Below are 20481 nucleotides of genomic sequence, written 5' to 3'. Positions count from 1 at the left end.
CCTAGCCATGCGCTCGTCGCGGGGCTGCGTCGTATCGTCCACCGATGCGTTATTCATAAGCTTGCTTATAATAAGCTAAGTTTACGGAGCGCCTCCATGTCCTGCCAGCCTGACACCGGCACCGATTTTCTGGCCGCCTTGTTCGAGACCCAGCGCATGTTGCGGCTGCTGGCCGACAAGGAAGCGCGCCAGTTCGGCATGACCCGCGCTCAATGGGCGGTGCTCGCCAAGGTCGAGCGCAATGAGGGCCAAAAACAGACCGACCTCGCCGACGCCATGGAAATGGCGCCGATCAGCCTGACGCGGCTGATCGACAAGCTCTGCGACAGCGGCCTGATCGAACGCCGCAATGACGACACCGACCGCCGCATCAAGCGCCTCTATCTCACCGAGGCCGCGCGCCCGCTGACGGCAAAACTGGCGGTGCTGCGCGGCAACCTGATGCAGGTCGCGTTCGACGGCGTGAGCGAGGCCGACATGCACCAGCTGGTCGCGCATCTCGAAACCATCAAAGACAATATCCGCGCTGCGCTGAACCCCGCAGCCACAAAGACCAAGGAACAAGTCTATGGCTGAGCCCGTGCTGAAATTTCCCGACAAGGATGTGCCCGAGGGCGGATCCGATGGCGCCGCGACCACGCAGCGTCAGGGCGCGAAAGATTTCCTGAAGCGCTATCGGCGAACGTTGCTGCTGGTCGTACTGCCGGCCATCGTTCTTGTTGGCGGCGTCGCCTTCTATCTGTCGGGCGGTCGCTATGTCGGCACTGACGATGCCTATGTCGGTGCGCAGAAGGTGCTGATCACGCCGGATATCTCCGGCAAGGTCGACAAGGTCGTGGTGCGCGAAGGCCAGCATGTCAAAGAAGGCGACGTGTTGTTCGAGATCGATCCGGTCCCGTTCCGGCTGGCGCTCGACGATGCCAGGGCAAAGCTGGCGCAGGCGAAAACCACCTATGACAACCTCGTCAGCAACGTGAAGATCTACGGCCAGATGCAGGATCTGGCGCAGCAGGGTGTCGACTTCAAACAGCGCGACGTCGAACGCAAGTCGACTCTGGTCAAGAGCAACTTCGGCTCGCAGCTCGATCTCGACAATGCGGCGACTGCGGCGGTGACCGCGAAGGCGCAGCTCGAACTCCTGAGGCAGCAGCTCGCGACCTCGATGAACCAGTTGCTCGGCAATCCCGACCTGCCGTTGGCTCAGTTCCCGCCCTACGCGCAGGCGCAGTCGGCGCTCGATCAGGCGCAGCGCAATCTCGACCACACCGTGCTGAAGGCGCCGATCTCCGGCGTCGCGACGCAGGTCGATAACATCCAGCTCGGCCGCTTCGCGATGGCCGGCACGCCGATCCTCACGGTGATCGACGACAACAGGCCATGGGTCGATGCCAATCTGAAGGAATCTGATTTCACTTACATCGCCGTCGGCCAGACCGTGGAGATCGATGTCGATGCGTTCCCGAACCATGCCTTCAAGGGCACTGTCGGTTCGCTGAGCCCTGGCACCGGCGCGCAATTCGCGATCCTGCCGCCGCAAAACGCCACCGGCAACTTCGTCAAGGTGGTGCAGCGCGTGCCGGTGCGGATCTATCTCGATTATGCAGATCCCTTTGTGAAGCGACTGAAGGCCGGCATGAGCACTTACACGACAATCGATACCAAGCATCATCGCTCGCTGGCGGGCCTGCTCGGCCTGTCATCGGCCAAGGCTGCTCAGGACTGATCCCATGAGCACGTCGGCGCCATCTCCCAGTGCGGTCCCGGGCTTTCGCAGGAACATGGTGACGATCTGCGCCATGACCGCGACCATCATGCAGGCGCTCGACACCACGATTGCGAACGTTGCGTTGCCCTATATGCAGGGCACGCTGTCGGCGTCGCAGGATCAGGTTAACTGGGTGCTGACCTCCTATATCGTCGCCGCGGCGATCATGACCGCGCCGGTCGGCTGGATCGCCAACCGGTTCGGCCGCAAGAAGATCTTCATCGTCTGTTCGGCGGGTTTCACGGTCGCCTCGGTGCTGTGTGGCCTTGCGCAAGACATCAGCCAGATGGTCGGCTTTCGCCTGTTGCAGGGCGTGTTCGGTGCGGCACTGGTGCCGCTGTCGCAGGCGGTGATGCTCGACAGCTACGCGCTGCATGAGCGCGCCAAGGCGATGTCGATCTGGGGCATGGGCGTGATGCTCGGCCCGATCATGGGGCCTTCATTGGGCGCCTGGCTGACTGAAACTTATTCCTGGCACTGGGTATTCTTCGTAAATCTGCCCTTCGGCATCGTCACGGTGTTTGGCCTGCTGGCCTTCATGGACGAGACCAAGACCAATGCAGAACTGAAATTCGACTGGTTCGGTTTCGGCGCGCTGGCCATCGGCATCGGTGCGATGCAACTTGCACTGGACCGCGGCGAGCAGCTCGGGTGGCTCGAATCCAACGAAATCGTCATCGAGGCGATCGTCTCGATCATCGGCTTCTATTATTTCTTCGCGCATTCCTTCACGACCTCGAAGCCGTTCATCCAGTTCGCGATCTTCAAGGACAAGAATTTTGTCGGCGGCTGCGTGTTCATGGCCGTCATGGGGCTGGTGCTGTATTCGACCATGGCACTGTCGTCGCCCTATCTGCAGAACGTGATCGGCTATCCGATCCTCACGGCAGGTCTGTTACTGGCGACGCGTGGCTCCGGCACCTTCGTGGCGATGATGCTGGTCGGGCGCATCATGAAATATGTCGAGGCGCGTACACTGATCATGGTGGGAATGGCGCTGATGTCGGTGTCGCTGTTCTTTACGTCGATGTGGACCGACCAGACCGGCGTGCCGGAGATCGTCGTCGTCTCCATCGCGCAGGGATTTGGCCTTGGTCTCGTCTTCGTGCCGCTGTCCACGGTGGCGTTCCTGACGCTGCCAAATCATCTGCGCACCGACGGCACCTCGATGCTCACGCTGCTGCGCAATGTCGCGAGTTCGATCGGCATTTCCATCGTAATCGCGCAACTCACTTCCGGCACTCGCATGGCCCATGCGGTGCTGGTCGAGCACGTCACGCCGTTCAACAACGCGCTGCAGATGCCCAATGTGACCGGCGCGATCAACCTCGCCACCGATAGCGGCCGCGCCATGATGGACGCCATCGTCACGCTGCAGGCCACGATCATCGCTTTCGGGCTGGATTATCAGATGGTGATGCTGGTGACGCTCTGCGCGATTCCGATGGCGCTGATCATCGGCTCGTCCAAGGCGACCTTGCGCGCGCAAGCGGCGCAGCCGGGTGCGGATGAGCATCCGGCGGTGATGGAATAAAGCCCGCCGTCAGCCGAGCAACTCGCGACAGTCGAGATCGTCGACCGCCAGCATGATACGTTCAAGGTTATTCCACCAGATCACCGGCGGGATGTTATTGGCCTCCTGCCATACCGGAGTGGTGATCTGCCACAGCACGGACAGGCGGTAGTCGTCATTCAGCGCACGCCGGTCATAGCCGCGCACGCCCCGCGCCACCAGTTCGGCGTGGTAGCGGTCGAGCAAAGGCCGCTCAAAGCGCCGCCGCATGTCGGGATACCAGTGCATCGCCATCATATAAGCGAGATCGTCCGATGCCGTGTCGACGCGCCAGCTATCCCAATCGAATTGCAGCGCCTCATCGCTGTTCTCGTCTTTCGGCAGAAAGATGTTCCAGACATGGGAGTCGCCCTGGACGATCGTCATGTTGGAGTGGGAACGGTAGCGTGCCTGCAAGCGCGGCGCCGTGTCGAGCAGCCGTGCGTAGAGCTCGCGCCGCTTGGGTGACAGGCGATCGCCTTGGCGCTCGGTGAATTTTTCCAACTGGCGCGTGAGCGTCTGCACCTGCTGATCCAGTTCGGTGGGCTCCTGCCATGCCCCGATTGTGACGCCGAGGCGGGCATCATTCCACCACGCCGCGTGAAAACGTGCCCGAGACCGAACGATCTGCTCGCATTGTGCGAATGTCGGCGGCTGCGGCCAGGTGGTGGCGACAAAGTGAGACTCAGTGAGGTCTTCGAGCAGCAAATGCCAGGCCTTGGTGTCGGCATCGCTGACCGCTTCATAGCAACGCGGCACAAGATGCTCGGACATCGCCGAACCAACGGTGTTGTAGAATGCAACTTCGTTGCGGCCGACATGCCAGAACGTCGCCGCGCGTTCGGGGACGACGGTCTTGAGAATGATGGAGCCCGGTGCATCGGTGTCGTCGCCATCGTAGCTCAGGCGCAGCCGGTCGATCCGAGACAGCACCGTATTGAACGAACGCTCCAAGGTGACATCGCGAACGCGACCGTCTCCGAGCACGCCGGACTTGCGAAGCGCGGCGGTGAGATGTTCGGCATCCGCCGCTGGTAGCGGTGAGACTGCTGTCATGGTGGTACACGTCCCGCAAATGAGGAAGCGTCGACGCCACCATGTTACACGCCGAGGCACAATTCTCGAGCCTCGATTTCTGATGATATTCCTGGTTCGATTGCTGCCCGTTACGTTCCGTGCATGGCGCGCGCTTCATGAGGCATCTTGAGGCGGAGCGGATGCGGCACCTGCGCGCGCAAGCGGCGAAGCCGGGTGCGGATGAGCATCCGGCGGTGATGGAGTGATCATAAAAGAAGCGATGTCGCCGATGGTATCCCTCCCCCTTGTGGGGAGGGTCGGCCGATAGGCCGGGGTGGGGGTGCCCCGCGGTAAGGCGCCTGTGGAAGCGCCCCACCCGTCTCGACCGCGGCGCGGTCGATCCACCCTCCCCACGTCGCGCGGCTGCGCCACGCTAGGGGGGAGGGAGAAGGGCACTCACACGTCGAAGAACACCGTCTCGTTGTCACCCTGCAGGTGAATGTCGAAACGATAGACGCCCGGAGCGGTCTTCTTCGCGATGATCGTCGCGCGACGATCCGCCGGCACAAGCTGCATCACCGCATCATCAGCCGTCGCGGCTTCGTCCTCGAAATAGATACGCGTCATCGACTGCATCGTCATGCCGCGGCCGAACACGGCCATCACGATATGCGGCGCCTGTTCTTTGCCATCGATGCCCGGCACGGCGCCGGGCTTGACGGTGTCGAACGAATATTCGCCGGCGTCGGTGGTACCGGAGCGACCGAAACCCCTGAAGCTCGAATTCGGCAGCCCGCGGGTATCCTGCGGGTCGGCGAAGCGGCCCTGCGCGTCGGCCTGCCAGATTTCCAGCACGGCATCGGGCACAACCTTGCCATCGCCGTCATAGATCACGCCTTCGATGCGGATCTTGTCGCCGGTGACGTCGGGTGTCAGCAGGTTGCTGGTGAAGGCGTCGTTCCAGGCGTATTTGCCGTTAGGTGTCAGGCCGTAGGCATAGAACGGACCGACGGTCTGCGACGGGGTAATTCCGGGCATCAGTGATTCTCCGTCGGGGTGGCGTTGCGGCCGCGCAGCACGATGTTGAAACGATAGGCCAGCGCCCAGCCGGGCTCGGTGACGTCGAGGTCGAAATCCGACACCATGCGCAGGCGTGCCTTTTCGTCGGTGACCGAGTTGAAGATCGGGTCGAACGGAAACAGCGGATCGTTCGGGAAATACATCTGCGTCACGAGGCGCGAGACGAAGGAATGGCCGAACACCGAGAAGTGGATGTGCGCAGGGCGCCAGGCATTATGGTGATTGCCCCACGGATAGGCGCCGGGCTTGATAGTGACGAACTTGTAGTTGCCCGCGGCGTCGGTGACGGTGCGGCCGGCGCCGGTGAAGTTCGGATCGAGCGGCGCGGGGTGTTGGTCCCAGACATGCACGTAGCGGCCGCAGGCATTGGCCTGCCACAGTTCGACCAGCGTGTTCGGTACGCCGCGGCCGTCCTCGTCCATCACCGTGCCGTGCACGATGATGCGTTCGCCGAGCGGCTCGCCCGCATGCATGGTGGTGAGGTCATGATCGCCGGGTCGTACCGTCTCGTGGCCGTAGACCGGTCCTGTCGTTTCCGACAGTGTGTGCGGCATCAGGATGCGCTGCTTCTGCGGCGCGCGCTTGATGGTGCTCTTGTAGCCGGGTGAGAGGCGCGGCGCGTGCGCCGCATTGCTCTCGACGGGATAGATTAGCGTCATGCTGTTTTTCCCTCTTTTGCCGCCGCGGATCCCGCGGCGGCGGTCTTGAAAACGTCGTTGTTAGTTGAGCTTCTCGATCGCCATGGCGACGCCCTGACCGACGCCGACGCACATGGTGGCCAGCGCCAGCTTGCCGCCGCGCTTCTCCATGCCATGCACGGCGGTCATCGCGAGACGGGCGCCGCTCATGCCGAGCGGGTGGCCGAGCGCGATCGCGCCGCCGTGTGGGTTGACGAAATCAGCATCTTCCTTGACGCCGAGCTGGCGCAGCACGGCGATGCCCTGCGAGGCGAAGGCCTCGTTGAGCTCGATCAGATCGAAATCGCTGATCTTCAGACCAAGGCGTTCCATCAGCTTCTTGGTCGCCGGCACGGGGCCGATGCCCATGATGCGCGGCGCGACGCCGCCCGAGGCGAGGCCGAGGATGCGGGCGCGGGCCTTGAGGCCGTGCTTCTCCACAGCGGCGCCCGAGGCGAGGATCATGGCGCAAGCGCCGTCATTGACGCCCGAGGCGTTGCCGGCGGTGACCGTGCCGTCCTTGCGGACAATCGGGCGCAGCTTGGCGAGGCCTTCCAGCGTGGTTTCGGGGCGCGGATGCTCGTCCTTGTCGACGGCGATCGGGCCGGCCTTGCCGCCGGGCACCATCACCGGGATGATTTCTTCGGCGAAATAGCCCGAAGCGATCGCCTTTCCGGCGTTCTGCTGCGAGCAGATCGCAAAGGCATCCTGGTCGGCGCGCGAGATCTGGAAATCCTGCGCGACGTTCTCGCCGGTCTCCGGCATAGCGTCGACGCCGTACTTTTCGCGCATCAAGGGGTTGATGAAGCGCCAGCCGATGGTGGTGTCGAAGATTTCCGCCGAGCGGGAGAAGGCTTCGGTGGCCTTGCCCTGCACGAATGGCGCGCGGGTCATGGATTCGACGCCGCCGGCAATGGCGAAATCGATTTCACCGGCGCGGATGGCACGGGCGCCGGCGCCGACTGCGTCGAGGCCGGAGGCGCAAAGACGGTTTAGCGTGGCGCCGGGGACGGAATCGGGGAGGCCGGCCAGCAGCGCCGCCATGCGGGCGACGTTGCGGTTGTCTTCACCGGCCTGATTGGCGCAGCCGAAATAGACTTCCTCGACGGCAGCCCAATCCACGCCGGGATTGCGGTCCATCAGGGCTTTAATGGGGGCGGCGGCGAGGTCGTCGGCGCGAACTTTGGCAAGGGAGCCGCCGAAACGGCCGATGGGGGTGCGGACGGCGTCGCAAATGAAGACATCGCTCATCAATTCTCTCCCTGGAGACTGCATCCGCGCTCGATTGCCGGATTTTCGCGGTGGTTTTAAGAACCCCCGCTGACCCGGTCAAATGCTGCTGCTGGATGGCAGCGTTGTCCTTGGAATTGCGGATATGAAATCGTAGTTGACTTGTCAACTGCCTCGCCGCGGTGGGGAAAACTACGGTTTGCGACAGCCGCGGGTGGGATCGGCAGAGCAAAATTTGCTAGCGTCCGGCGCCATGACGATCCAGCAGCCCATTACCGCCCCAGAACCCGCTCCCCGCGTGGATGACACCGCAAAAGTGTCTCCCATGATGGAACAGTACCTTGAGATCAAGGCCGCCAATCCCGGCCTGCTGCTGTTCTACCGGATGGGCGATTTCTACGAGATCTTCTTCGAGGACGCTGAGCTTGCCTCGCGCTCGCTCGGCATCGTGCTGACCAAGCGCGGCAAGCATCAGGGCATGGATATCCCGATGTGCGGCGTGCCGGTGGTTCGCGCCGATGATTATCTGCACCGCCTGATCTCGCTCGGCATCCGTGTCGCCGTCTGCGAACAGATGGAGGATCCGGCCGAGGCGAAGAAGCGCGGCGGCAAGAGCGTGGTTCGCCGCGACGTCGTGCGCGTGGTTACGCCGGGCACGCTGACCGAAGAAAACTTGCTCGACGCGCGGGCCAATAATTATCTGCTGGCGATTGCGCGCAGCAAGGGCTCAAGCGGTGCGGATCGCATCGGTCTGGCCTGGATCGATATTTCGACTGCCGAATTCATTGTCACCGAATGTGCGACAGGCGAACTCGGCGCGACGCTGGCGCGGATCAATCCGAACGAGGTGCTGGTTACGGATGCGCTCTACAGCGATCCTGATCTCAGCCAATTGCTGCGCGAATTGCCGGCGGTGACGCCGCTGACCCGTGACGTGTTCGATGGTGCCACCGCCGAGCGCCGGCTGTGCGATTACTTTGCCGTCGCCACCATGGACGGCCTCAGCGCCATGTCGCGGCTGGAAGCGACCGCTGCGGCGGCGTGCGTCACCTATGTCGAGCGCACGCAAGTCGGCAAACGCGTGCCGCTGTCGCCGCCGACCCACGAAGCGGTCGGCACCACCATGGCCATCGATCCGGCGACCCGCGCCAATCTCGAACTGACGCGCACGCTATCAGGCGAGCGCAAGGGCTCGCTGCTGGATGCGATCGACTGCACCGTCACCGCCGCCGGTTCGCGCCTGCTGGCGCAGCGCCTCGCCGCGCCGCTTACCGATGAAGTGGCGATCGGCCGCCGGCTCGATGCGGTCACGAGTTTCGTATCCGACAGCGGGCTGCGCGACGATCTCCGCTCGGCCCTGAAGACCGCGCCGGACATGTCCCGCGCATTGGCCCGCCTCTCTGTCGGCCGCGGTGGTCCGCGCGATCTCGCCTGCTTGCGTGATGGTGTGCTTGCCGCCGATCAGGTGCTTGATCGTCTCGGCGTCATCGACAATCTGCCGGCGGATATCACGGCTGCCATGGCCGGCCTGCGCCGTCCGTCGCGTGAGCTCGCGGCGACCTTCGCCCGCGCACTCGCCGACGATCTTCCGCTGCTGAAGCGCGATGGCGGTTTCGTGCGTGAAGGCTTTGAAGCGGCGCTCGATGAGACCCGCAATCTGCGTGACGCCTCGCGTCTGGTCGTCGCGGCGATGCAGGCGCGCTACGCCGACGACACCGGTGTGAAGGGTCTCAAGATCCGCCACAACAACGTGCTCGGCTATTTCGTCGAGGTTACCGCGCAGCATGGCGACAAGCTGATGCAGGCGCCGCTGAACGCGACCTTCATCCACCGCCAGACGCTGGCCGGGCAGGTGCGTTTCACCACCTCCGAACTCGGCGAGATCGAAGCCAAGATCGCTAATGCCGGCGACCGCGCGCTCGGGCTCGAGCTCGAAATTTTCGAACGGCTGTCGGCGATGGTCGCCGAGGCGTCGGAAGATCTGCGCGCTGCCGCGCACGCTTTCGCGCTGCTGGATGTGGCGACCGCGCTGGCGAAGCTCGCGGTCGATGACAACTATGTGCGCCCGGAAGTCGACAACTCGCTGTTATTCGCCATCGAGGGTGGCCGGCATCCGGTGGTCGAACAGGCGCTGCGCCGCGACGGCCAGCCTTTCATCGCCAATGCCAGCGACCTCTCACCGGGACCGGGCCAGAAATCCGGCCAGATCTGGCTGATCACTGGTCCGAATATGGCGGGTAAATCGACCTTCCTGCGCCAGAATGCGTTGATCGCACTGCTGGCGCAGATCGGCAGTTTCGTGCCGGCCTCGCGCGCGCGCATCGGCATCGTCGACCGGCTGTTCTCGCGCGTCGGCGCGGCGGACGATCTGGCAAGAGGACGTTCGACCTTCATGGTCGAAATGGTCGAGACCGCCGTCATCCTCAATCAGGCCACCGAACGCGCGCTGGTGATCCTCGACGAGATCGGCCGCGGCACGGCGACCTTCGACGGTCTGTCGATCGCCTGGGCCGCGATCGAGCATCTGCATGAGAGCAATCGCTGCCGCGCACTGTTTGCGACGCATTATCACGAGCTCACGGCGCTCTCCGCTAAACTGCCGCGGCTGTTCAATGCCACGGTGCGGGTCAAGGAATGGCACGGCGACGTGGTGTTCCTGCACGAGGTGCTGCCGGGCTCGGCGGATCGCTCCTATGGCATTCAGGTCGCCAAGCTCGCGGGCCTGCCGCCGGCGGTGATCGCGCGCGCGAAGTCGGTGCTGGCCAAGCTTGAAGCGCAGGATCGCGGCCAGAGCGCCAAGGCGCTGATGGATGACCTGCCGCTGTTCGCGATCACAGCGCGTGCACCGGTCGAGGCGGCTCCTCCGTCGGAGGCGGAATTGCTGATGGACGCCGTGAAGGCGCTGCATCCCGACGAGATGTCGCCAAGGGAGGCGCTGGATGCGCTCTATGCGCTGAAGGCGAAACTGCCGAAGTAACATTCTCTATCGTCATGCCCGGCCTTGTGCCGGGCATCTACGCCTTGTTTCTCTGCGCCAAAGACGTGGATGGCCGGGACGAGCCCGGCCATGACGGGGTTTCAAATGAAGCGCGCGCGCCTGCGTCCCCACGACCACAGGCCGAGATTCCACACCACGCAAGTCGCCAGCGCGAGGCTCAGGGCGACCACCGAGCCGAAGCGCGTGGCGGTGACATGCATCACGGCCACCGCGATGCCGAAACCCATCAGGCCCCAGCCGCCATTGGCGATCACCGCAGCGGTGGGCGGGCCGCCGATGCGCGGATGCAGGATCAGCATCAGGCTGGTGAACACGACGGGATAAAGTGCGAGAATGCCGCTGCCGGTCGGGCCGATGGTCGAGGACAGCGTTACCACGGTAGCGACCAGCGTTGCGACGAGAGCGGCACGCAGCGGGATGTCGTACCAGCGCCTGGTGATGAGCGGCATCCTCGCATGGCGAAACCGCGCCATCAGCGGCAGGCAGATGCCGAAGGCCACGACATTGGCCGCGATGCCGCCAAGCAAAGTCCATTCGAACTGCCGCACCAGCAGGGCGAGGGCGAACCACACCAGCACAGCGGCGCCGAGGCTGACGATCACGTTGTGGCGTTGCGCCAGCAGCACGTAAGTCAATCCGAGAAACATCGTCGCGCCATTGATCGGCAGGCTGGCCAATGCACCTTGCGCGATGAAGGCGGCGTCATGATCGAGCGCAAGAAAGACATAGGATGGACCGGCCGAAATCGGCAGCGTTGCCACCAATGCACCGATCACCGGGCCGGATCGTTCGGTGATGATGGAGGCCGTGATCACGAAGGCGGCGGTGATCGCCATGCGCAGAGTGAGCGTCAGGAGGAAGGCAAGTTCGGGGGACATGGCAGCCTGACGAGAGGAGGTGCTTGGCCTCCTCTTTCCTTGGTGGGAGTCGTCTGGCCTGCTTACACCCTGTTGAGGGACACCGAAACCTTCGGGCCATGTTTGATGGTCTGGTAGACCACGCAATAACGCTCGGTCAGCTTCAGCAGCAGATCGAGCTTGTCCTGCGGCGCGTCGGTATCGACGTCGAAGCGCAGGCGGATTTCGGCGAAGCCGACCGGGGCTTCCTTGTCGACGCCGAGCGTGCCGCGGAAATCCAGATCGCCCTCGGCTGTCACATTGCCGGACTTCAGCGGAATTTCGACGGCGGTGGCCACCGACTTCAGCGTCACGCCGGCGCAGGCCACCAACGCTTCCAGCAGCATGTCGCCCGAACAGAGTTCGAGGCCGGAGCCGCCCGTGGCCGGGTGCAGGCCGGCGGCTGCGATCTGCCGGCCGGTCTCGACCTTGCAGGCGATGCCTTCATTGTCGATCGAGCCCTTGGCTTTGAGTGTGATGAAGGCAGCCTTGGGATCGGTCTTGTAGAGCTCTTTGATGGGGGCCTGGGTGGCGCGAAGCGCGGCGGCGTCCATGATATCTCTCCCTGAGATTTTGTTAGTTGCAGCTTTTATTCGCCTGCGACGATGTTGTCACCACCACGCGCCGACAGTCTCGGCAGGTGCGCTGTCGGGCACGTCACGATCCAGCGATCGATCCAGTGCGGTGAGCACGCGGCGCTTCACCGCGTCGAACAGCGGCGAGGCACGGTCGCGGGGGCGCGCAAGGCCGACATCGATCTCGGCGAACAGCCGACCCGGCCTCGGCCGCATCACCAGCACGCGGTCTGCCAGCACCACGGCTTCGTCGACATCATGCGTGACAAGGATCAGCGTCGGGCGTGTGTCGGCCCAGAGATCGAGCAGATGATCCTGCAGATCGCGGCGCGTGAAGGCGTCGAGCGCGGAGAATGGTTCGTCGAGCAGGAGTACTTCCGGCTGCGGCACCAATGCACGGGCAATGGCGACGCGCTGCGCCTGCCCGCCGGATAGTTCGCGCGGCCATGCCTTGGCTTTATCCGACAGGCCGACGCGCGCCAGGGCCTGCGCGACTTTCTCGCGGCGTGCGGCGACAGGAAGCTCGGACAGGCCGAAGCCGATATTGTCGGCGACGCTGAGCCACGGCAGCAACCGCGGTTCCTGAAAGATGATGCCGATCTTCTCGTGCGGCGCGCTGATATTGATATTGTCGATGCGGATGCTGCCGGTCGAGGCGCGATCGAGCCCCGCAACGGCGCGCAGCAGTGTCGATTTTCCGCAGCCGGAGCCACCGATGATGGCGACGATTTCGCCCTGCGGGATTTGCGCGGTGAAGCGCTCCAGCGCATGGACGCCGTTGGGATAGGTCTTGCCGACCTTGTCGAGCGCGAGCATCAGGTCTCTCCGCCCGGACGGAACGCATCCTGCCAGCGCAGCAGTGGCGTGGTGATCAATTCGATCAGCCAGTCGGTGGTCTTGCCGAGCAATGCGAAAATGGTGATGGCGGCGAGGATCTGCGCGGGCTTGCCGAGCTGCTGGCCGTCGATCAGGAGATAGCCGAGCCCTTCGGAGGCGCCCATGAATTCGGCGGCAACCACGAACATCCAGCCGAGCCCGAGGCCAACGCGAAGTGCAACAACATAGGCCGGCAGCACCGCAGGCAGCAGGATGCGGCGGATCATGGCGGGGCCAGAGAGGCGGAAGGTACGACCGACCTCGACGATCTTGCGATCGACCGAGAGGATCGCGCCCATCACGCCGAGATAGACCGGAAAGAACACGCCGACGGCGATCAGCGCGACCTTCGACGTCTCAAAAATGCCGAGCCACAGGATGAACAGCGGCACCCAGGCGATAGAGGGGATGGCGCGCAGCGCCTGCACGGTGGGATCGAGCAGTCGCCGCGCGATTCCCCAATAGCCGGAGATAGCGCCGAGCAGGGTGCCGGCGACAACGCCGAGGCCGAAGCCGGCGGCAACGCGCGACAGCGTCGTGGTGATATGGCGCCAAAGTTCGCCGCTTCGGGCGAGCTCCATGATGGTGGCGAAGACGCGCGACGGCGGCGGTACCAGCCGGCCGTTCGACCAGCCGGACCAGACGGCCAGCTCCCATGCCAGCGCGAGTGTCAGGGGCAATACGACGCCCAGCGCCGGCCGCGCGAAACGCTGCCAGCGGCGATTCGGTGCGGCACTGTCGATCGCATCGGAATGTTCAAGCGCGGGTGTTTCCAGCGTCATGGTCATAGGAGATTGCGTCTCGTCGGTGATTGCAAGCAGCGCCTTGCTTTCTTCCCCTCGCCCCCGGGCGCAGCGAAGCTGCGTCAGGTGGGAGAGGGTGGATCGAACACGCGAAGCGGGTTCGAGACGGGAGAGGGAGCGCTTCGCGGAAGAAAGAACCCTCTCCCGCCTTCGCTGCGCTCAGGCACCCTCTCCCGCGGCGCGCAGCTTTGCTGCGCTGGGGGAGAGGGGAAGTTAGAGCGTCAGCTCTTTGGCAGCGGGACCTGATCGTCGATCAGTGCATCCACCGTTGCCTTTACATCGACCTTGGCGTCGATCACGCCGGCCTGCTGCAATGCGAGACCTGCGGCGAGGATCGACTCGCGCTGGGGCGCGCCAATGCGGCTGTGGATCAGCTCGGTGCGTTCCTTGAGCTGCTTGTCGACGACCGCGTCGGGCAGCTTGGTGACGCCGATGAACGCCTTCTTCAGCTCGGGATAGTTCTCCAGCGAATATTTCCGGGCGTCTTCATAAACGGCGAGGACGCGGCGCGCGGCATCCGGATAGTCCTTCAGGAATTGCTCGCGCACATTGAGGATGCCCCAGGTGTTGGCGTCCGGCTTGCGGAAGAACAGTTTGGCGCCGTCCTCGACCTCGGCCTGCGCCATCATCGGATCGAGTCCGGCCCATGCATCGACGTCGCCGCGGATCAGCGCGGCCTTGCCGTCGGCATGCTGCAGCAGAACTGGCGTGATGTCCTTGTCGGTGAGGCCGGCGCCGAGCAAAGCGCGGACCAGGAAGATGTGGGGATCGGTGCCGCGGGTCACCGCGACGCGCTTGCCCTTGAGATCGGCGACGGAGGCGATCTTGGAATCTTTGCCGGTTACCAGCGCCGTCCATTCTGGACGCGAATAGACGTAGACCGACTTGATCGGGTTGCCGTTGATCTTCGCCACCAGCGCAGCGGAGCCGGCGGTCGAGCCGAAATCGATGGACCCCGCATTGAGGAATTCGAGCGCCTTGTTGGAGCCGGCCGACTGTACCCAGGTGATCTTCACGCCGTCCTTGGCGAACTCCTTCTCTAGCAGGCCGTTCTGCTTGAGGATGATCGAGACCGGATTGTAGGTCGCCCAGTCGAGCCGGATTTCCTTGAGCGGTTCGGCGGCGAAGGTAGCTCCGGGCAGCAGTGCAGCCGCAGCAATCAGACCGGCGACAGCGCGCCGTGACATCGTGAACATTCTGGTCTCTCCCTGGTGGACTGTCGAAACGTGAGGTTCGAAGGCGACTTGCATCCTGCGGGCGTCATGGCACCACGCCGGGGTCGCTCTCTGTGCGAAAACGTGCTTTAATTTCAATTAGTTATGGCGTTTCGTCAACGAGAAGATATGATGCGCCAAGGACACCGCCGCGAGAACGTTGTTGCCCGGATTGCGCAAAAGGCAGCATGGACTAGCTGTGGGGCTACAATCACCGTGACAGCGCTTGCGCCGTCCGATATCCGGGTTGTTCATGGACAGCGTTGCTACACAAGACAGACCGACAACCGAAACCGACTTCGACACGACGCGGATTACCGCCGAGATCGATGCGCTTGCAGCGCAGCATCGCGGCAAGAACGATTTGTTTCGCGCCGCCGTCGCCAAGCTGCTGAAGGCCGAACTGCTCAAGGCCAGTGAAGCCGCCGAGGCCGTCCTGTTGAAAGACCGCCACGGCCGACGCTGTGCCGAGCAGCTCTGCCACGTGCAGGATGAAATCATCCGCATGCTGTTCGCCGCGGCGACGAAGCATCTGTATCATTCGCCAATCCCGTCCGGCGCCGAGCGCATGGCGGTGGTCTCCACCGGCGGCTATGGCCGCGGGCTGATGGCGCCGGAATCCGACATCGATCTGTTGTTCATCCTGCCCTACAAGCAGACTGCCTGGGGCGAACAGGTCGCCGAAGTCATTCTGTATTGCCTGTGGGACATGGGCCTGAAGGTGGGCCACGCCACGCGATCGGTGGATGAATCGATCCGCCAGGCGCGCGGCGACATGACGATCCGCACCGCGATCCTGGAAACGCGCTTCCTCACCGGCGATCAGGCTCTCTACGACGAACTGGTCACGCGCTTCGACGCCGAGGTGGTGCAGGGCACCGCCGCCGAATTCGTCACTGCCAAGCTCGCCGAACGCGAGGAGCGCCATCGCCGCGGCGGCCAGTCGCGCTATCTGGTCGAGCCCAACGTCAAGGACGGCAAGGGCGGTCTGCGCGATTTGCACACCGTGTTCTGGATCGCGAAATACGTCTATCGGGTGCGCGATAGCAAGGAGCTGGTCGCGCGCGGCGTGTTCGATCCGCAGGAATACCGCACCTTCAAGCGTTGCGAAGACTTCCTGTGGTCGGTCCGCTGCAATATCCACTTCCTGACCAAACGGCCGGAAGAGCGGCTGTCGTTCGACCTGCAGCGCGAGATTGCGGTCCGCCTCGGCTATACCTCGCATCCCGGCATGCAGGACGTCGAGCGCTTCATGAAGCACTACTTCCTGATTGCCAAGGAAGTCGGCGATCTCACTGCGATCCTGTGCGCCAAGCTCGAAGACCAGCAGGCCAAGCCGGCGCCGGCGCTGACGCGCATGATGGCCAAGCTGCGGCCCGAGATGCATCGCCGCCGGCTGCCGGACAGCGATGCCTTCATCATCGACAACAACCGTATCAACCTTGCTGCGCCTGACGTGTTCAAGGAAGACCCGATCAATCTGATCCGATTCTTCCGACTGGCGCAGAAGCACAATCTGGCCTTCCATCCCGATGCGATGCGGACCGCGACGCGCTCGCTCCGGCTGATCACGCCGGAGATACGCGAGAACGCCGAAGCCAATGCGCTGTTCATGGAGATCCTGACCTCGGACAATGCCGAGATCGTGCTGCGGCGGATGAACGAGACCGGCGTACTCGGTCATTTCATTCGTGCCTTCGGCCGCATCGTGTCGATGATGCAGTTCAACATGTATCATCACTATACGGTGGATGAGCATCTGCTGCGGTGTGTCGGCATCCTTCAGGAGATCGAGCGGGGCGGGAACGACGAGTTCGTTGTCGCCAGCGATCTGATGCGCAAGATCCGCCCGGAACATCGGGCGGTGATCTATATCACGGTGTTGCTGCATGACATCGCCAAGGGGCGCCCGGAGGATCACTCCATCGCCGGCGCCAAGGTGGCGCGGCGACTGTGCCCGCGGCTCGGATTCAATGCCGCCGACACCGATCTAGTTGCGTGGCTCATCGAAGAGCATCTGACCATGTCCACGGTGGCGCAGTCGCGCGACCTGTCGGATAGCAAGACCATCGAGAATTTCGCTGCCGTCGTGCAGTCGGTCGAGCAGATGAAGCTGCTGACGATTCTCACCACCGCCGATATCCGCGGCGTCGGTCCCGGCGTCTGGAACGGCTGGAAGGCGCAGCTGATCCGGACGTTGTACTACGAGACCGAGCCGGTGCTGACCGGTGGTTTCTCCGAGGTCAATCGCGCACAGCGCATCGCGTCGGCGCAGGCCGAATTCCGCCGTGCCTTCACCGAGTGGCCCGAGCAGGATCTCAACGCGTACATTCTGCGGCACTATCCGGCCTACTGGCTCAAGGTCGAGCTCGACCGCAAGATTCGCCATGCTCGTTTCCTGCGCGCATCGGAAGAGGCCGGGCACAAGCTCGCGATCAATGTCGGGTTCGATGAAGCCCGCGGCGTCACCGAGCTCACGATTCTGGCCGTCGACCATCCCTGGTTGCTGTCGATCATCGCCGGCGCATGCGCCGCAGCCGGCGCCAATATCGTCGACGCGCAGATCTACACCACGACCGATGGCCGCGCGCTGGACACCATCGCGATCTCCCGGGAATACGATCGCGATGACGACGAAGGCCGCCGTGCAACACGGATCGGCGACATGATCGAGGACGTGCTCGAAGGCAAGGTGCGGCTGCCGGAAACCGTGGCCAAGCGCGCCTCGACCAAGGGCAAGATCAGGGCCTTCACGGTGGAGCCGGAAGTTATCGTCAATAACCAGTGGTCAGATCGCTACACCGTGATCGAGGTCTCCGGCCTCGACAGGCCGGGTCTGTTGTATCAACTGACCACGGCGATCTCGAAGCTCAACCTCAACATCGCTTCGGCGCATGTCGCGACCTTCGGCGAGCGCGCGCGAGACGTGTTCTACGTCACCGATTTGCTTGGAGCGCAGATCAATGCCCCGACGCGTCAGGCTGCGATCAAGCGCGCGTTGATCCATCTGCTGGCAAACGGCGATATCGCGGAGAAGCCGGCGGCTTAGGACGCCACCACGACACCCTCATGCTCTAGCAGCCAGCGTTTGCGCGCGATGCCGCCGCCATAGCCGGTGAGCGAACCGTTGGCGCCGATCAGGCGGTGGCAGGGCACGACGACACTCAGGGGATTGGCGCCATTGGCATGGCCGACCGCGCGCATTGCATTGGGCACGCCGAGTTGCGCGGCCAGCGTGCCGTAGCTGAGTGTGCTGCCTGCAGGGATTTTTCGCAGTGCCGTCCAGATGCGGTTCTGAAACGGCGTGCCGGGGATGTGGCAGGTGATGCCATCGAGCTGGTCGAGGTCGCCGTCGAAATAGCGTGAGAGTGCACTGCGGATCTCGGATGGTGCCGAGTTCTCGGTCAGTTCGACCGTCCCATAGTAACGACGCAGCAAAGTCAGCAAGCGCTCTTCGTAATCGATCCAGTCGAGTGCGCAGAGTGCGCCACCGTGGTTCGTCACCAGCAGCGCGATGCCGATCGGGGTGTCGAGCCGGTCGAGAGTGAGTGGGGTGGGTTGCTTCGCCATGGCGATGTTGCGCTCATCAAATGGAAACGCCGACCGTAGGTGTAGCTACGGCCGGCGTCATTCCGATTTCCGATAAGTGAGCCGCGAATTATTCCGGCTTCGGCTCGTGCGACATGCGCTCGAGGCGTTCCTGCATTTCCTTCATCTGGCGACGCAGGTCATCCATGGTGTCGGCAGGCTCAGCGGTCGGCTCCGGCGCCTTTTCCGGCTCCGGCGACGCAGCGCCACCGCGCGGCGGCACGAACGGCTTGAACATCGCGAAGGTCTGCTGAAACAATTCCATGTTGCGACGAACGGTTTCCTCAAGTGGCGCGAACGGCGTCATGCTGAACGTGTTCGTCATCTGCTTGCGGAATTTCTCCTGCTCGCGCGTCAGGCTGTCGATGGACTGCTCGAGATACTTCGGCACCACCATCTGCATGCTGTCGCCATAGAAGCGGATCAACTGGCGCAGGAAAGTGGTTGGCAGGAGATTCTGGCCAGCCTTGTTTTCCTGTTCGAAGATGATCTGGGCCAGCACCGAGCGGGTAATATCGTCGCCGGTCTTGGCGTCATAGACGAGAAAATCCTCGCCGTCTTTCACCATCGCAGCGAGATCTTCAAGCGTCACGTAAGTGCTTGTTCCGGTATTATAAAGCCGGCGGTTCGCATATTTTTTGATTGTCGTGGGTTGATCTGATTTCGCCATGGGGGCTCACACATACGGACCGAGGACAGGGAACCTTACGGCAGCGCGCCATAAGGTTGTCGAACAACGCAATGCAATAAAGTAAGCACTTTCAAAGGGGCTCGGCTACCGTTTTGTGCGTCACGGTTAAAATGGCAGCAGTCTTGTGCTATGCAAAGCGACATCCGTGCCATTTTGCGTGCGTTGCGGCCGTAATTTGGCGTCTGACCAATTGACAGTCCGACCCTCAGTTAACAGGATAGTTTGCAACGCGGCCCCCGCCATCCTGGCTCTGACCGTCGAAAAAACCTCAACAACAGGAGATGTCCATGTCAGACGATGTCGTCATCGTCAGCGCTGCCCGCACACCCGTCGGCAGCTTCAACGGCGCTTTCGCGACCATGCCGGCGCATGATCTCGGCGCCATTGCCATCAAGGCGGCGCTAGAGCGCGGCAAGATCGATCCGGCCCGCGTCTCCGAAGTCATCATGGGACAGATCCTCACTGCTGCGCAGGGCCAGAACCCCGCGCGTCAGGCCTCGATTGCTGCCGGCCTGCCGGTGGAAACTTCGGCCTGGGGCGTCAACATGCTGTGCGGCTCCGGCCTGCGCACGGTCGCGCTCGGCTATCAGGCGTTGCTCAATGGTGATTCGGAAATCGTCGTTGCCGGCGGTCAGGAATCCATGAGCATGGCCCCGCATGCGCAATATCTGCGCGGTGGCGTGAAGATGGGTCCGGTGGAATTCGTCGACACCATGATCAAGGACGGTCTGTGGGATGCCTTCAACGGCTATCACATGGGTAACACCGCCGAGAACGTGGCTAAGCAGTACCAGATCACGCGCCAGCAGCAGGACGAGTTCGCTGTTGCATCGCAGCAGAAAGCGGAAGCTGCGCAGAAGGCAGGCAAGTTCAAGGACGAGATCGTTCCGGTCACAATCAAGGGCCGCAAGGGCGACGTCATCGTCAGCGATGACGAATATCCGCGCCACGGCGCCACCATCGAGGCGATGGCCAAGCTGCGCCCGGCCTTCGAGAAGGACGGTACCGTCACTGCCGGCTCGGCATCGGGCATCAATGACGGCGCTGCTGCCGTGGTGCTGATGACGGCCAAGCAGGCCGCGAAGGAAGGCCTCAAGCCGCTCGCCCGCATCGTGTCGTGGGGCCAGGCCGGTGTCGATCCGAAGATCATGGGCACTGGCCCGATCCCGGCATCGCGCGCCGCGCTGAAGAAGGCCGGCTGGACCATCAACGATCTCGACCTGATCGAAGCCAATGAGGCTTTTGCTGCACAAGCCTGCGCCGTGAACAAGGACCTCGGCTGGGATACGTCGAAGGTTAACGTCAACGGTGGCGCGATCGCGATCGGTCATCCGGTGGGTGCATCCGGTGCGCGTGTTCTCGTCACGCTGTTGCACGAGATGGAAAAGCGCGACGCCAAGAAAGGCCTCGCCACGCTGTGCATCGGCGGCGGCATGGGCATCGCGATGTGCATTGCACGCGACTAATCCTTACGCGTCGCGTGCCGAAAACATCGGCTCGCGCGTGCACTGCACACACT

17 protein-coding genes are annotated in these 20481 nt (G+C 63.2%); 6 read left to right on the top strand and 11 right to left on the bottom strand.

Going from position 1 to position 20481, the window contains the following annotated elements:
• Positions 1-96: 96 nt before the first annotated feature.
• Genes AB8A23_RS01695 through AB8A23_RS01685 form a run of 3 tightly spaced genes read left to right on the top strand, consistent with a single transcriptional unit; the run spans position 97 to position 3299 of the window.
• Complete coding sequence (locus AB8A23_RS01695) at positions 97-576, top strand: MarR family winged helix-turn-helix transcriptional regulator (protein ID WP_439057065.1); 480 nt, start codon at positions 97-99, stop codon at positions 574-576.
• Positions 569-1723 (top strand): HlyD family secretion protein, encoded by a 1155-nt coding sequence (locus AB8A23_RS01690; protein WP_439057066.1) that lies wholly within the window; start codon positions 569-571, stop codon positions 1721-1723. The genes AB8A23_RS01695 and AB8A23_RS01690 overlap by 8 nt, the downstream gene beginning before the upstream one ends.
• A 4-nt stretch (positions 1724-1727) precedes the next feature.
• Positions 1728-3299, top strand: coding sequence for a DHA2 family efflux MFS transporter permease subunit (locus tag AB8A23_RS01685; RefSeq protein ID WP_439057067.1), 1572 nt, complete (start codon positions 1728-1730; stop codon positions 3297-3299).
• 9 nt (positions 3300-3308) lie between these two features.
• Here AB8A23_RS01685 and AB8A23_RS01680 read toward each other — a convergent pair whose 3' ends face one another.
• The 4 genes from AB8A23_RS01680 to pcaF all read right to left on the bottom strand — a co-directional run bounded on the left by AB8A23_RS01680 (position 3309) and on the right by pcaF (position 7342).
• Entirely contained in the window at positions 3309-4373 is a 1065-nt protein-coding gene (locus tag AB8A23_RS01680) for an aminoglycoside phosphotransferase (protein ID WP_439057068.1), read from the bottom strand.
• A gap of 417 nt (positions 4374-4790) precedes the next feature.
• On the bottom strand, positions 4791-5372 hold the full coding sequence (gene pcaG, locus AB8A23_RS01675) for a protocatechuate 3,4-dioxygenase subunit alpha (protein ID WP_439057069.1): 582 nt from the start codon (positions 5370-5372) through the stop codon (positions 4791-4793).
• Positions 5372-6073, bottom strand: a complete 702-nt coding sequence (gene pcaH, locus AB8A23_RS01670; protein WP_068732948.1) for a protocatechuate 3,4-dioxygenase subunit beta — start codon at positions 6071-6073, stop codon at positions 5372-5374. Before pcaH ends, pcaG begins: the two co-directional genes overlap by 1 nt.
• A 60-nt stretch (positions 6074-6133) precedes the next feature.
• Complete coding sequence (gene pcaF / locus AB8A23_RS01665) at positions 6134-7342, bottom strand: 3-oxoadipyl-CoA thiolase (RefSeq protein WP_439057070.1); 1209 nt, start codon at positions 7340-7342, stop codon at positions 6134-6136.
• A gap of 232 nt (positions 7343-7574) precedes the next feature.
• Between pcaF and mutS the strand changes: the two genes are divergently transcribed.
• Entirely contained in the window at positions 7575-10298 is a 2724-nt protein-coding gene (gene mutS / locus AB8A23_RS01660; protein WP_439057071.1) for a DNA mismatch repair protein MutS, read from the top strand.
• Positions 10299-10399: 101 nt separating this feature from the next.
• Here the strand turns inward: mutS and AB8A23_RS01655 are convergent, their stop codons facing one another.
• The 5 genes from AB8A23_RS01655 to AB8A23_RS01635 form a co-directional block, all read right to left on the bottom strand.
• Positions 10400-11197 (bottom strand): hypothetical protein, encoded by a 798-nt coding sequence (locus tag AB8A23_RS01655; protein WP_184513266.1) that lies wholly within the window; start codon positions 11195-11197, stop codon positions 10400-10402.
• A gap of 62 nt (positions 11198-11259) precedes the next feature.
• Positions 11260-11769 (bottom strand): OsmC family protein, encoded by a 510-nt coding sequence (locus tag AB8A23_RS01650; protein WP_439057072.1) that lies wholly within the window; start codon positions 11767-11769, stop codon positions 11260-11262.
• Between the two features lie 57 nt (positions 11770-11826).
• On the bottom strand, positions 11827-12606 hold the full coding sequence (locus AB8A23_RS01645; RefSeq protein WP_439057073.1) for an ABC transporter ATP-binding protein: 780 nt from the start codon (positions 12604-12606) through the stop codon (positions 11827-11829).
• Positions 12606-13454 (bottom strand): ABC transporter permease, encoded by an 849-nt coding sequence (locus AB8A23_RS01640; protein ID WP_414716816.1) that lies wholly within the window; start codon positions 13452-13454, stop codon positions 12606-12608. Before AB8A23_RS01640 ends, AB8A23_RS01645 begins: the two co-directional genes overlap by 1 nt.
• A 236-nt stretch (positions 13455-13690) precedes the next feature.
• The gene (locus tag AB8A23_RS01635; protein WP_439057074.1) at positions 13691-14665 is read right to left on the bottom strand and encodes an aliphatic sulfonate ABC transporter substrate-binding protein; all 975 of its coding nucleotides are present in this window, start codon (positions 14663-14665) and stop codon (positions 13691-13693) included.
• Between the two features lie 271 nt (positions 14666-14936).
• Here AB8A23_RS01635 and AB8A23_RS01630 point away from each other — a divergent pair, with 271 nt between their 5' ends.
• Positions 14937-17732 (top strand): [protein-PII] uridylyltransferase, encoded by a 2796-nt coding sequence (locus AB8A23_RS01630; protein ID WP_184513274.1) that lies wholly within the window; start codon positions 14937-14939, stop codon positions 17730-17732.
• Here AB8A23_RS01630 and AB8A23_RS01625 read toward each other — a convergent pair.
• Positions 17729-18253: a methylated-DNA--[protein]-cysteine S-methyltransferase gene (locus tag AB8A23_RS01625; RefSeq protein WP_439057075.1), complete on the bottom strand. Its 525-nt coding sequence runs from the start codon at positions 18251-18253 to the stop codon at positions 17729-17731. The two genes, AB8A23_RS01630 and AB8A23_RS01625, sit on opposite strands and share 4 nt — an antisense overlap.
• Before the next feature lie 88 nt (positions 18254-18341).
• Entirely contained in the window at positions 18342-18941 is a 600-nt protein-coding gene (gene phaR / locus AB8A23_RS01620; RefSeq protein WP_089262652.1) for a polyhydroxyalkanoate synthesis repressor PhaR, read from the bottom strand.
• Between the two features lie 308 nt (positions 18942-19249).
• On the opposite strand from phaR, the gene AB8A23_RS01615 reads away from it, so the two are divergent.
• Positions 19250-20428 (top strand): acetyl-CoA C-acetyltransferase, encoded by a 1179-nt coding sequence (locus tag AB8A23_RS01615; RefSeq protein WP_089262650.1) that lies wholly within the window; start codon positions 19250-19252, stop codon positions 20426-20428.
• The last annotated feature ends 53 nt before the right edge of the window (positions 20429-20481 follow it).

Source organism: Tardiphaga sp. 619_E2_N8_4 (genome assembly GCF_051810905.1).
In the GTDB taxonomy this organism is placed as follows: domain Bacteria; phylum Pseudomonadota; class Alphaproteobacteria; order Rhizobiales; family Xanthobacteraceae; genus Tardiphaga; species Tardiphaga robiniae.
Note: the sequence above shows the minus strand (reverse complement) of the source record. Positions and strands in the feature narration are given on the sequence as shown.